13 protein-coding genes are annotated in these 12671 nt (G+C 60.9%); all 13 read left to right on the plus strand.

The window, feature by feature from the left end; translation table 11 throughout:
- The first annotated feature begins 44 nt into the window (after positions 1-44).
- A complete protein-coding gene (locus MUW49_RS05225; RefSeq protein ID WP_244812478.1) occupies positions 45-380 on the plus strand; it encodes a Gp49 family protein in 336 nt (111 codons plus the stop codon).
- 131 nt (positions 381-511) lie between these two features.
- A complete protein-coding gene (locus MUW49_RS05230) occupies positions 512-1441 on the plus strand; it encodes a hypothetical protein (RefSeq protein WP_244812479.1) in 930 nt (309 codons plus the stop codon).
- 72 nt (positions 1442-1513) lie between these two features.
- Positions 1514-2731 (plus strand): DUF4043 family protein, encoded by a 1218-nt coding sequence (locus tag MUW49_RS05235; RefSeq protein ID WP_244812480.1) that lies wholly within the window; start codon positions 1514-1516, stop codon positions 2729-2731.
- A gap of 68 nt (positions 2732-2799) precedes the next feature.
- Entirely contained in the window at positions 2800-3189 is a 390-nt protein-coding gene (locus MUW49_RS05240) for a hypothetical protein (RefSeq protein WP_201955778.1), read from the plus strand.
- A gap of 66 nt (positions 3190-3255) precedes the next feature.
- The gene (locus MUW49_RS05245) at positions 3256-3693 is read left to right on the plus strand and encodes a hypothetical protein (protein WP_244812481.1); all 438 of its coding nucleotides are present in this window, start codon (positions 3256-3258) and stop codon (positions 3691-3693) included.
- Between the two features lies 1 nt (position 3694).
- Positions 3695-4276: a hypothetical protein gene (locus tag MUW49_RS05250; RefSeq protein WP_244812482.1), complete on the plus strand. Its 582-nt coding sequence runs from the start codon at positions 3695-3697 to the stop codon at positions 4274-4276.
- Between the two features lie 12 nt (positions 4277-4288).
- Positions 4289-4966 carry a DUF6682 family protein gene (locus MUW49_RS05255; protein WP_171269001.1) on the plus strand — a complete coding sequence of 226 codons (678 nt, stop codon included), beginning with the start codon at positions 4289-4291 and terminating at the stop codon, positions 4964-4966.
- Positions 4967-4975: 9 nt separating this feature from the next.
- Positions 4976-6541, plus strand: a complete 1566-nt coding sequence (locus tag MUW49_RS05260; RefSeq protein ID WP_244812483.1) for an SUMF1/EgtB/PvdO family nonheme iron enzyme — start codon at positions 4976-4978, stop codon at positions 6539-6541.
- 63 nt (positions 6542-6604) lie between these two features.
- On the plus strand, positions 6605-6949 hold the full coding sequence (avd, locus tag MUW49_RS05265; protein WP_223940142.1) for a diversity-generating retroelement protein Avd: 345 nt from the start codon (positions 6605-6607) through the stop codon (positions 6947-6949).
- A 2-nt stretch (positions 6950-6951) separates the two neighbouring features.
- Entirely contained in the window at positions 6952-8238 is a 1287-nt protein-coding gene (locus MUW49_RS05270) for a reverse transcriptase/maturase family protein (RefSeq protein ID WP_244812484.1), read from the plus strand.
- A complete protein-coding gene (locus tag MUW49_RS05275) occupies positions 8235-8543 on the plus strand; it encodes a hypothetical protein (RefSeq protein WP_244812485.1) in 309 nt (102 codons plus the stop codon). Before MUW49_RS05270 ends, MUW49_RS05275 begins: the two co-directional genes overlap by 4 nt.
- A 41-nt stretch (positions 8544-8584) precedes the next feature.
- Positions 8585-10246, plus strand: coding sequence for a hypothetical protein (locus MUW49_RS05280; protein WP_244812486.1), 1662 nt, complete (start codon positions 8585-8587; stop codon positions 10244-10246).
- On the plus strand, positions 10246-12671 hold a 2426-nt coding region (locus MUW49_RS05285; protein WP_244812487.1), incomplete at its 3' end, for a hypothetical protein. The genes MUW49_RS05280 and MUW49_RS05285, both read left to right, overlap by 1 nt.

Below are 12671 nucleotides of genomic sequence, written 5' to 3' on the forward strand. Positions count from 1 at the left end.
TCCAGACCCGGCCACTGTGCCGGGTTTTTTATTTGGAGCGGGCCATGACCGACCAGCAACACATTGATGCCGAAATGGAGCGCGAGATCCAGACTCTCGGGCTGACAGCGCCGCGTGTTACTCCGGACCAGATCGATGCGCTGATGCGTGGCGTTCGCTATGAGGTTCAGGTTGTTCCCGGTACCACAACCACGATTGCCACCGCCATTGCTGCCAATGGCTTCACCCTGGCCATCGGCATGACCGCCTGTGCGGACCCGGCCAACTTCAATGCTGAGCTTGGCGCCAAGTACGCCATCAAGGATGCCGAAGCCAAGGCCCGCCAAGAGCTGTGGAAGCTGGAAGGCTGGCGGCTCAAGTGCCATTTAGCGAATCTTTAGCGATAGACGGCAACCCTTGCCCGCGTTGTGCGGGCTTTTTTGTGCCCAGCCCCAGCCGGGGAGCGCTTTCACCGAGAGCCTTCCCCCGCTTGGGCAGCGATACCACCCACTGAAAACCCACGAGGACAACCATGGATAAGAACATCGACAACCTGACCGGCACTGAGAGCCTGGACGAACTGGAAGCCATGCTGGAAGCGATCGAGCGTGAGCCCGATGGCGAGCTGGATGATGGCACTGGCACCGAGCAAACGGACGTACAACCCGCGCCGTCGGCGGGCGAGGTGGCAGCCGGTAACGAACAGGGCAGTACCGAGCAGGGCGGTGAAGGGGCCACGGAGCCTGAGAAGGTGATCCTGGCCAAGAGCGGTCAACACACCATCCCGTATGAAGTGCTTGAGCAGTCGCGCAATGAGGTCAAGGTGCTGCGTGAGCAGCTGGCCGCATCGCAGCAAGCCCAGGCCGAGCGGGACAAGCTGCAGGCGCTGATGGAGAAGCACGGGATCAACCCCGACGTGGACCCCGACGACATCAGCCAGGAGGAGCTCGAGCAGTTGGCGCAGGACTACCCGGATCTCGGCAAGTCCATCGCCGCCATTGCCCGCAAGCTCCAAAAGCTGGAGCCCCAGGTCGCCCCGCAGCAGGTTCAACCCACCCTCAACCCGGTACAGGCCGCACTGCAGGCGGTACCTGATCTGGTGAGCTGGCGGGAAAAGGACCAGGACCGTTTCGACTTCGCCATCATCGTCGATGAGAAGCTCCAGGCTGATCCCGCGTGGCAAGGCAAGTCGCTGGATGAGCGATTCGCAGAGGCGGCTCGCCGCACCAAGCTGGCCTTTGGTGATGAGGTTCAAGCGCCTCCCGCCAAGGTACCCGGCAAGGGTGCAGAAAAGCCCGCTGATTTCATCCCGTCCAGCCCTTCGGCACTCGGCCAGACCCATCATGCCGCTCCCACTGGAGTGGAGCGCTTTGGTGCCATGTCTCAGACCGAGCTTATCGGCGAGATGGGCGCCATGACGGACGCCCAAATGGAGGCGCTGCTGGAGCAGGCCGGGTACTAACCCACCACCCATTTCAATAAGCCAACCCCGGACCACTGTGTCGGGGTTTTTGTTTTCATGTAGGAGAGGATCATGACCCAAGTCACCTCGGCGCAAGCCAACAAGATTTTGCAGGCCGCACTGTTTACGGCGGCCAACCGTTCCCACTCGTTGGTGAACATGCTGACCGAAGAGGCTCCCAAGGGTGCCAAGGTCAACGGCGGCAAGCAGACCAGTGCAGGTGCGCCGGTAGTTCGCATCACCGACCTGACCAAGCAGCGCGGCGATTCCGTGGATATGCAGCTGTTCCATCAGCTCTCCGGTCGCCCGAGCATGGGCGATCAGAAGCTGGATGGCCGCCTGGAGTCCCTGTCCTTTGCTGACTTCGCGCTCAAAATCAACCAGACCCGTCACGGCGTGGATGCTGGCGGCAAGATGAGCCAGCAGCGCACCAAGCACGACCTGATCAAGACCGCCCGCACGCTGCTTGCTGATGGTTACTACGGCCGACTGGTTGATCAGCGCGGCTTTGCCCAGCTGGCCGGCGCCCGCGGCGACTACTACGCGACCGATATCATCCTGCCGCTGGCGGATGACCCGGAATTTGCCGATATCATGATCAACCCGCTGACTGCGCCCACCTACGAGCGCCACTTCTTCGGTGGTGATGCGACCAGCTTCGAAGCTATCGACGCGGCTGACCGCTTCAATCTGGGCTGCGTGGACAACATGTCGCTGTTCCTGTCCGAGATGGCCAACCCCATCCAGCCGATCCGCATGGTGGCGGATCCGTCCGGTGGCGAGCCGCTCTACGTGCTCTATGTCACCCCGCGCCAGTGGCACGACTTCTACACCTCAACCTCCGGCAAGGACTGGCAGGCGATGCTGTCGGCCTCAATTGAGCGCAGCAAGGGATGGAACCACCCCATCTTCCGCGGTGAAGGTGCGATGTGGCGCGGCATCCTGGTCAAGCCCTACAAGGGCATGCCGATCCGATTCAACCAAGGCAGCACCGTCAAGGTGTGCGCCGCCAACTCCGCGACCGGCGTGGAAGTGGACAAGGTAGCAGGCACCACCATCGACCGCGCCGTGCTGCTGGGTGGTCAGGCGCTTGCCAATGCCTTTGGCTCTGGCGAGAAGGGCGGCTCTTTCGGCATGCACGAAGAGAAGACCGACCACGACAACAGCACCGAGATCTCCATCAGCTGGGTGTCCGGTCTGCAGAAGATCCGCTTCAAGCAGCGCAACGGCAACATTCAGGACCATGGCTGCATGGTGCTGGATACCGCCGTCAGCGCCGTCGCGCGCTAATCCACCCATCAGAGCGAGGGGGTTGATACCCCCTCCTGTTGATATCTGACCAGATAAGGAGCCATGTCATGGCCAAAACTACCCTGATCGCCCGAGCTTACCGCTGGTTTGTTGGTTCGTTCGGCAACCTCTCTATCTCCCCGACCCTGGTGGCCAAGCTGACGGCTGTGCCGTCTGGCGATGTTGTCGCATACGGTGACAAGGTGGAGCCCAACCTGAAAGTGGTGGGTGTGACGATGTTCAGCACTGCGCTGGGCGCGAGTACCACCATCACCGCCAAGATCGGCACGACCACCATCATCAACGCCGAGAGTACGGTGGGGGCGGTGGCAAAGTATTACCCGGTCGATGACTTGCTGACCGAGCCTGACCAGGAGCTCACCCTCACGGTTGGCGGCGGCGCGGCAACTGGCACGGTCAAGCTCAAGCTGCATTACGAGGTAGTCGGCAACCTGTAAGGCTGCCGATCACTGTCCGCCCGGCCCTGTGCCGGGCTTTTTCGTTTCTGAATAGGAGTCATCGCCATGAGCGACAAGATTGCCGTGGTTTACATCGGCGACAAGCCGAGCAAGAAAGACACGGTCACCGGCAGCCGCCTGGTCTTCCCGCGCCATACCGCAGTGGATGTGGAGAGTCACATCGCCATGCAACTGCTGGAGTTCCCGAGCGTCTGGATCCGCCATGAGGCACTGGCTGGCGAGCTGGAGCGGCAGGAGACCACTGCCCAGGCTGCCGCCAAAGAGAAGGAGCGCCTCGCCGCCGAGCAGGCCCGCCTGGCGGAAGAGCGGAGCATGGTGGTCGGTGAGCGCGATCTGGCCAAGATGACCTCTGCCCAACTGGCCACCCTGGTGGAAGGGGAAGACCTGGATATCGAGCCGCAGGGCCCGCAGGAGAAGGTGCCAGAATACCGGGTGCGCGTGCGTGACGCCCTGAAGGCCAAGCTGGCAGAGCAGGGGGAATAGCATGCAGATGGTGTCGCGTGAGCAGTTCCTGCCCACTGTCAGGCTGCACATCACCGGCCCGCTCGAAGTCATGCTGGGTGAGGCCGTCACAGAGGCGGCCATCACGTTCTGCCGGGAGTCGGCCTTGCTGACCCTTGACCGACTACTGCCAAGCGCGTCAGCCGGCAGCCTGGTGGAGGTCTGCAACATCAGCGGGATGACATCGTGCAATGTGCTGCACCTGACCGGAGAAGGGGGCGCGCCATTTGTCAGCGGGCGTGACTACTTCGCCATGTCGGCCAATGAGCTGAGCATCCTGACAGATCTCTGCAATGTGCGGATCTGGTATGTGGCTGCCCCGGTCAAGAACGCCACCGAGCTCCCAGCCCAGCTCTACCACGATCACGCCGATGCCATTGCCCATGGCGTCGCAGCCTTGCTCTATGCCCAGCCAGACCGCCCCTGGTCTGACCCTAAGCGTGCAGGGTACCACCGAGCTGAGTTCGTCGAGGGGTGGAGGCGCGCCGGCCGGTTCCGCAAAGAGCACAGTGCCCCGACCCAAGTTGAATTCCACAACCCGCCCCGCAAACACACTTTTTTCTAAAGGACTCCACACATGGCAACCGTTACCGTTGACTCGATCTTGAAGCGGGTAAATACCCTGCTCAACGATCGCACCTGGGTTCGCTGGCCCAAGCAGGAGCTGTTGGACTACTACAACGATGCTGCCAAAGCGATCGTGTTGATGCGTCCTGACGCCCACACCAAGAACGTGCAGTTCAACTGCGCCGCTGGTACCAAGCAGACTTTGCCTGCAGATGCCCTGCGGCTGATCGAGGTGCTGCGCAATGCCGACGGCAAAGTGATCCGCTTCGTGCCGCGGCGCGCCCTCGATGACAGTTACCCGGACTGGCATGCTGGCAAGGATGGCACCAGCGTGGCCGCCTACACCTATGACGATCGGGACCCCAAGAACTTCTATCTCTACCCGGGCCCCGCCGCCGCAGTGAAGGTGGATGTGATCTACTCCGTAGCGCCGCAATCCAAGGTGCTGACGGATGTGGAAAACGTGGGCACGCCGGCGCTGGCCGATCTGGATGACATCTACATCAACCCGCTTATCGACTTCATCATGTACCGGGCCTTCTCGAAGGATTCCGAATACAGCGCCAACTCCAATCGGGCTGTCGGCCACTACAACGCCTACCTGCAGCAGCTGGGTGAAAAGACCCAGGTTGATACCAATATGGAGCAGCGCAAGACCGAAGGCTTCTCCCGCGTGACCGGGCAGTAAGGGGGCAGCATGGCTGGAGTGTGGAAGCGTGACGGCACGGTGGCCGTCACCAATGGTAACAAGAAGGTGACCGGTACCGGGACAACCTTCGCAGACACCAAGAACGGGGTGGCCAAGGGCCACCTTTTTTGTATCACCAGTGGCACCTCGGTGGATTTCTACGAGGTGGACTACGTGGTGTCCAACACGGAGTTGTATCTGGTGCAGTCATACCGTGGCTCCACTGCCACGGGCAAAGCCTACGAGATCATCACGACTTTCTCGGATTCCGTCCCTGAGTTCGCCCGCCGCCTGACCGCCACACTGAGTGCCTATCAGCAGCAGAGCGATGCTTTTCAGGCGCTGCTGACGAGCACTGCCACCACTGTTGAGGTGACTGCACCGGATGGAACCAAGCAAACACTGATCCCGTGGAAGCGGGTGACCAGCGAGGGGGAGGGGCAGACGGCCCGCGCCAAGGTCGAAGCCGACCGGGCAAAGACCGAGGCCGATCGCGCCGCTGCGGCCGCCAATGCCACGGCCGAAGCCGGGACCGGCTCGCTGATGCGCGTGGGCGGCGCCACCATCCTCGATGCGGAGCGCTACGCCCTGGAGCGGGCAACCGGCGGCAGCCAGACCATCATTCGCGACAGCGCTGGCAACGCCAATGCTATGTTCGTGCTGCCGCGCTTCAGCTACGCCGACCTGGGCATGACTGCCGATATGGGCACTGGCGATGTGACGGCGTTCGATTTTGGCAGCGGCAGCATCAAGAGCGAGATATTCATCGGCGCCTATCTTGCGTCCGGCTCCGGCTCTGTCAGCGCGCCGCGGCAAGACCCGCGAGCATCACTAGATCATACCGCAGCCCGCGCCGCTTGTGCAGCGAAGGGGGCGGGGTGGCACTTGATGACCGCTCACGAGTGGGCGGCCATTGCACTCTGGTGCATGGCCAACGGCTACGAGCCGATTGGCAACACCAACTGGGGGCGCAGTCATGCCAAGACGTGGATTGTTGGCGACCGGGCCGACAACCGGGCACCTGGCGATGGCGCCGGTACGGGCCGGACGCAAACGGGCTCGATGGGCGCGGAGGCGACACATAACCGCACGCCCATCGGCATCGCCGATCTGGTCGGCAACGTCTGGGAGTGGCAGGACGGATTTTTGCTGCAAGATGGGCGCTTTAAGCTGTCCTCCTACAACACCCAGGCAGAAGTTGACTGGGCGTTCGCTGATGCGTTTCTTGATGCATCCATACCAACTGGAGGCTCGGTCATCCTGTCCAACGCAGTCAACAACAGGCTGGGAGCCATCGGAGACAACGTCAACGCTGGCAACTCGGCTAGCGTTGACTGGCGCTCAATGACAAAGTCGGGCAGCTACGTCAGCAATCAGGCGATGAAGCGGCTGCTGCTGGAGCCGGCTGGGGCATTGCCGCAGGGGCGCATCTATATGCGCAATTTCGGCGAGCGACTCCCGTATCGTGGCGGCAGTTGGTACGGCGGGGCCGACGCTGGCCTGGCTGCGCTCAATCTGAGCAATTCACGCGCGTACACGAGCGCGTACTTCGGGTTTCGCCCCGCCTTTGCTTGAGCACTGACCTTTGGGTTTTGTTGGCGCCACGGAAGTGGCGCTTAATTGATTCACGAGGACACTATGGATAAACAACCGCTCATTATTGAGCAGCGGATCCGCGACATGATGCAGTATGGGCACATCGCCCTGCGCCAGTTTCCGAAGTCAGAGAAGCATGTGTTGGCGGCCGAGATCAGGACCAGCATGTTGACGCTATTGCGCCTCGTCATTACGGCGGCGAAGCGCTATCACAAGAAGACCACGCTCACCGATCTCGATGTCGAACTGGCGGTGTTGCAAAACCAGATCAGGCTGGCCAAAGACCTGACCTATCTACCCATCAACAAATATCAGCACTGGAGCGGTCTCAATCTCGAGATCGGCAGGATGATCGGCGGCTGGCTCAAATACGAGCGAGCCGCCTAATCATGGGCTCCGACATCATGCGACTCCCGTATCGTGGCGGCAATTGGAACAACGGGGCCAACGCTGGCCTGGCTGCGCTCAATCTGAACAATTCACGCGCGAACACGAACACGAACATCGGGTTTCGCCCCGCCTTTGGCAGCAGCCAGAAGGCAACACCTCACGGGGCGTTGTCCAGTGCATTATCAAAGGGATGTCGATGCCTCGGCTATCGCCGAAAAACTGAACAGGCGGCACCGGTGCGCCGGGCCGCCGACTTTGAGGCCCTCATGTACGACCAAATCATATCGTTTGACAATCTGCACCAGGCTGCCCTGCGCTGCCTGTGCGGAAAACGCACCTCGCCCGCCGCCCTGCGCTACATGCAGCGCCTGGAAGAGCACCTGCACGACACCCACAATCATCTGCTGCACGACAGCTATCAGCCCGGCGGATACGAGGAGTTTTATGTTTTTGAGCCGAAACAGCGCCTGATCTCGGCACCCCGCTTCGTGGATCGAGTTGTCCACCGGGCGATCATGAATGTACTGGAGCCAGCGCTTGACCCGCGCTTTATATTCGATAGCTACGCCTGCCGCAAAGGCAAGGGGGTACATGCCGGGGCAAACAGGGCACAGCGCTGGATGCGGGCGATCAGGCAAGCTCACGGCCCACTATTCTGCCTGAAGGCGGACATCAGCAAGTATTTCGCCAGCATCGATCACGCCCGCCTCAAGGCGATCTTGCGCCGCCACATCCACTGCGATCGCACGCTCAGGCTGCTCGATGCCATTATCGACTCGAGCCCAGGGCGGCCGGGTGTCGGGATCCCGCTCGGCAACCTGACAAGTCAGCTGTTTGCCAATCTCTATCTCAACGAGTTGGATCGCTACGCAAAGCACGATCTCGGCATCCGGTACTACATCCGCTACATGGATGATTTTGTGGTGTTGCATCACGACAAGGCGCAGCTGCAGGCGTGGCGGGCGCGCATCGAGCAGTTCCTGTGGAGTGCGCTGCGCCTGACCACTAACAGCAAGACCCAGATATTCCCGGTTGGGCCGGATAACGGCAGGGCGCTCGACTTCCTCGGCTACCGCATCTACCCCACCCACCGCCTGTTGCGCAAAAACAGCATCAAGCGCATCCGCTACAAGCTGCGCCGCTTCAAACGGGCGATAGCGGCAGGCAGGCTAACGGCAGGCGACTGCCGACCATGCATCCAATCGTGGTGTGCGCACGCCGCGCATGCAAACACCTGGCGGCTGCGCTGCAGCCTGTTTAACATTTCGAGCGGGGCAAATAGATGAGCTACTTATACGACGGCGAAACGCACGACAACTACGATCCCGCCTTTATGGCGGAGCTGGGAATGAGTGAGGAGGTCATAGCCTCCGTGCTCGCCCAGCACAACTATGAGCTGACAGAGGGGCAACTGGCGCGTCGCCAGCGCGCCTACGTGGCGGAGTCCGACCCCCTTTTCTTGGAGTGGCAATACGACAAAACGCCAGAGGCCGAGAGCCGATGGCGCGACAAGGTGGCGGAGATCAAGCTGCGCTACCCGGTGGCCCGTGGGGCGAGCGTGGTCGCCGTGCTGCTGCAACCAGCCAAGTGAGCCTTGCCTCCTGGCGCTGTCAGCGTTAGGATTTACCCATCATGGCCCCGCTCTCCCGAGTGGGGCTTTTTCGTTTCTGCCTCTCCGAGATCCCCATGCCCGTACTCGATATCGTCACCATGCGAGGGACTATGCCGCGCGTGGAGCCACACCTCTTGTCTGATGAAGTCGCGGTGATTGCTCGCGACTGCCATTTTGACCATGGCGTCATCTCGCCTCTGGAGGATGACGCCAGTGCTGGTGTGGAATTGCCCATCGTGCCTACCACCCTTTTTCACTATGGCCAGCACTGGTTCGCCTGGAACAAGGTGGTGGAGGCCATCCGCTCCCCGATAGCTCAGGACCCGTATGGTAGGGTTTACTACACGGATGGTGAGTATCCCAAGGTGACTCATGCCCAGATCGCCACAGGCGGCAGCAACAAGCCGACGGCATGGTATCGGCTAGGCATTCCAGCCCCAGGTGTTCCGGTCGGGATTGGCACCATCACCCCACCTGTTGGTGGTGTGGATGATGACCTGACAGATGACGAAACCCGCTTCTACGTGGATACCTTCGTTACTGCGATGGGTGAGGAGGGGCCCCCGGGCCCTGTCAGCGGAAAGGTGAATATCGGGATCCCAGGGTCATCCGTCACCTTGATGCTGAGCCCACCGACAACCCAGAACAGTAACATCACCAAGCGCCGGATATATCGGTCGGTGTCAGGTGGCGGCCTTGCCGATTACCTGCAGGTCGCCGAGCTGCCCATTGCCCAAGCTTCGTTTGTCGATACCCGGGAGGATGGGGAGCTGGGCGCCGTGCTGGAGACCTACGACTACACCATGCCGCCGGATGGCATGCGTGGCTTGTGTCAAATGGCGAATGGCATGTGTGCGGGGTTTGCTGGCAACTCCCTCTACCTGTGCGAGCCTTACCTTCCCTACGCCTGGCCGGAGAAGTACAGGCTGACCACTGAGCACGACATTGTGGCGATCGCTGCCATCGACACCACCTTGGTGATTGGGACCAAGGGGTACCCCTATCTTGCCCAGGGTGTGAGCCCGGCATCGGTGACCACCCAGAAGCTCAGCCAACTGCCGCAGTCCTGTGTCAGTGGTCGCTCTATGGTTGCCATGGATGGGGTGGTGCTCTATGCCTCCCCGGACGGGCTGGTCGGTATCGGCGCCAACGGTGGGCAGGTGGTGACCGAGCAGGTCATCACCAGCAAGCAGTGGCGCACCATGAAGCCTGAAACTATGCGGGCATGGCACCACGAGGGCAAATATGTGGGCATGACTGACACTCACGCATTCATCTTTGACCCGAAAAGTGGCGACTTGCGTGAGCTGACGAACCGGTGGGATGCGGCTGTCTCCGATATGGAGAGCGATTCCCTCTACGTTGCCAAGGGTCGCAACTTGCAGATTTGGCGGGGCGGGAGCGCCAGCAATGGCCAATTCATCTGGCGGTCGAAGCTCTTCATGGTGCCAGAGGGAACGTCTTTCAATTGCTGCCGGGTGTTGGCTCAGGATGTTGGCTTGGTCGGGATCAAGTTGTTCGTTGACGGGGAGCAGGTGATGGAGCTGTCCCCTGGCAACCTGGTGACCGGGGCGTTCAGGTTGCCGCCAGTGCGGGGCCGGTTCTGGCAGATAGAGGTCTTCGGTACCTCGGTGGTGAGCCGCATCACTCTGGCGAGCAGCATGGCGGAGATGGTGATCTGATGGCCAAGAAACCCGCATATCGAGCAGGCCGAGACCAGGCGGCTACAGTAGAAAACGTAGAGCTGCTCACCGGGCAGCGTGGCGATCACCTCGATAAGGCCGTGACCTTCAGGGAGCTGTCGGCCCTGGGGTTGTCTACGCTGCGCCCCGGCGCAGGCGGCGTGTACGTCCCCGGCAAGAACCCTGACCTTTTCCCCGTAGGCCAGATGGAGTATCCCCACGCCCCGGTCAACGTGATCGCCAATGGGGCGTTTCACACAGTCCTGGTGGAGTGGGATTCGCCGCGGTACCGGGGGCATGCTCATGCCGAGATTTGGCGGGCTGAGCAAGACAACCAGCCGGATGCCGTGCTGGTAGGCACCACATCAGCAAACCTGTTCTCTGATGCGATTGGGAAGGGGGCGAAGTTCTACTACTGGGTGCGTTTCGTCAACGGCAAGGACGACCATGGCCCATTTCAGGGCGTGAATGGCGTTGTGGCTGAAACCAGCCGGGATGTGCAGGACATTCTGGACGAGCTGCAGGGCAAGATTGAAAAGAGTCATCTTGTGCAGGAGCTGCTCAACCCCATAGAGGATGTTCCTCAGCTCCAGTTGGATGTGTCGATCCTAAAGCCAAAGGTCGATGAAATCGAGGTTATCCGTCCCAAGGTCGCCGCCATCGAGGACAAGATCCCCAGTATTGAGCAGGACATTGCGATCCTAAAGCCAAAGGTCGATGAAATCGAGGTTATCCGTCCCAAGGTCGCCGCCATCGAGGGCAAGATCCCCAGTATTGAGCAGGAGTTGGCCGGGCTGGATGAGCGCCAGAAGGTAGCGCAAGAGCTGCTGGATGATGCCCAGCAGCAGCTTGGGATGTCGAGCATCGAAATTGGTCTGGTGCAAGATCGCCTCAATGCAAAAGTGGACAAGTACAAGGGTGATTTCGACTCGTTCCGCGATGCGGTGTTTGTCGTCGATCCTGAAACCGGCAGCATCACCATGGATGCCGTCAATGCGGTGCGAGATGAGCTTCACACTTCCATTACTGAAGTGCAGCAGGAGCTTGATGCCGTCGCCGGCCAGATCAGCAGCAAGGCAGACAATGTCACCGTTGACAGTCAGGGGTCGCGGATTACTGAGGCAGAGCAGCGCATCAACGGCTTGGACGCCAGCCTGAGCCAAACCGTCACCCGGGGGGAGTTCACAGGCGAACAGCAGCGGGTCACCCAGATCGGTCAAGAGCTTGATGCGACAAAAGGGGTGCTGGCCCAGAAGGCGACACAGCAAGAGGTTGACGAGCAGGGCGAGCGGCTGACCAACGCAGAAAGCAAACTGACGGTGCATACCGATGAGCTGAGTTCCCAGGCGCAGCGCATCGATGGCCTACAGGCGACCGTCAGCAGTAGCAGCGAAGAACTGGATGCCAGGATCACTGAGTTGGCTCGAGTGACAGCTGACGCCGATGGCGTCGCCGCCCAGCGCATCGATGGCCTGCAGGCTACTGTCAGCAGCAGCGGTGAAGAGCTTGATGCTAAGATCACCGAGCTGGCTCGAGTGACGGCTGACGCAGATGGCGTTGCCGCCCAGCGAGTCAGCGGACTGGAGGTGAGGGCCAGCGAGGCGGAGGGCAAGATCCTAGCGCTGGAGGAGGTTATCGAGTCGGAGGGCGGGATCACTGCTGGGCGGTTTGATGAAATTCAGGTCGAGATTGAGCTGGCAAAGGATAAGGCGGAGGGGGCTGCCGATGTCGGCCAGGCTGCCATTGATGCCGCGCTGGCCGGTGATGAGCGGGATAGGGAAAATCGCAGCGCATTTGGCACCATTCGCACCCAGCAGCAGGTGATCGTGGATGAGCAGTCTGCTCAAGCCAAGCGCATCACCGATATGAACGTCAAATTTGAGGGGAGGGATGCTAACACCCAGGCACGGATCAGCGGCGTGGAGGTAGTGCTTGCTGACACTAGCGGCGCGCTGGCCCAGCGCATCGACGACCTGAGCGCCTCGACAGACACAGCCCTTGATGAGACGACCGCCACCATCAAGGCACTGGAGAAGGTATCGAGCGACGCTGACGCTGCGCTTGCACTGAGCCAGGATCAGATGCGCGTCGAGATGATTGAGGCTGATAACACGCTGAGTGCAGATATCGCCAGTGAGTCTGAGGCCAGGGTCACCGCTGATGAGGCCATTTCGAGGCGAGTTGCCGAAGTGGAGGCGCAGTTCAGCAGCGACCTCGAGGATACGAATGCGAGGCTTGCGACGGAGGAGCTGGCTCGGGCGAGCCAGGGGGAAGCGCTCGCCCAGCAGATCAGCACTGTAGATGCTGCTTTCAAGGCCGCGGATACAGAGCTGTCTGCCTCCCTCGCTGAGTCGAGCAAGGCCCTGGCAGATGCCAAGCAGGCACTGGGGGAGCGTATCAGCACCATCGATGTGACGGTCGAGGA

It is taken from the genome of Aeromonas sp. LsrichE-8G, assembly GCF_022869435.1.
In the GTDB taxonomy this organism is placed as follows: domain Bacteria; phylum Pseudomonadota; class Gammaproteobacteria; order Enterobacterales; family Aeromonadaceae; genus Aeromonas; species Aeromonas caviae.

Excerpts from the sequence above, each read along its gene's own strand:
- MUW49_RS05225 (WP_244812478.1), top strand. The coding sequence starts at position 45 with ATGACCGACCAGCAACACATTGATGCCGAAATGGAGCGCGAGATCCAG.
- MUW49_RS05230 (WP_244812479.1), top strand. The coding sequence starts at position 512 with ATGGATAAGAACATCGACAACCTGACCGGCACTGAGAGCCTGGACGAA.
- MUW49_RS05235 (WP_244812480.1), top strand. The coding sequence starts at position 1,514 with ATGACCCAAGTCACCTCGGCGCAAGCCAACAAGATTTTGCAGGCCGCA.
- MUW49_RS05240 (WP_201955778.1), top strand. The coding sequence starts at position 2,800 with ATGGCCAAAACTACCCTGATCGCCCGAGCTTACCGCTGGTTTGTTGGT.
- MUW49_RS05245 (WP_244812481.1), top strand. The coding sequence starts at position 3,256 with ATGAGCGACAAGATTGCCGTGGTTTACATCGGCGACAAGCCGAGCAAG.
- MUW49_RS05250 (WP_244812482.1), top strand. The coding sequence starts at position 3,695 with ATGCAGATGGTGTCGCGTGAGCAGTTCCTGCCCACTGTCAGGCTGCAC.
- MUW49_RS05255 (WP_171269001.1), top strand. The coding sequence starts at position 4,289 with ATGGCAACCGTTACCGTTGACTCGATCTTGAAGCGGGTAAATACCCTG.
- MUW49_RS05260 (WP_244812483.1), top strand. The coding sequence starts at position 4,976 with ATGGCTGGAGTGTGGAAGCGTGACGGCACGGTGGCCGTCACCAATGGT.
- avd (WP_223940142.1), top strand. The coding sequence starts at position 6,605 with ATGGATAAACAACCGCTCATTATTGAGCAGCGGATCCGCGACATGATG.
- MUW49_RS05270 (WP_244812484.1), top strand. The coding sequence starts at position 6,952 with ATGGGCTCCGACATCATGCGACTCCCGTATCGTGGCGGCAATTGGAAC.
- MUW49_RS05275 (WP_244812485.1), top strand. The coding sequence starts at position 8,235 with ATGAGCTACTTATACGACGGCGAAACGCACGACAACTACGATCCCGCC.
- MUW49_RS05280 (WP_244812486.1), top strand. The coding sequence starts at position 8,585 with ATGGCCCCGCTCTCCCGAGTGGGGCTTTTTCGTTTCTGCCTCTCCGAG.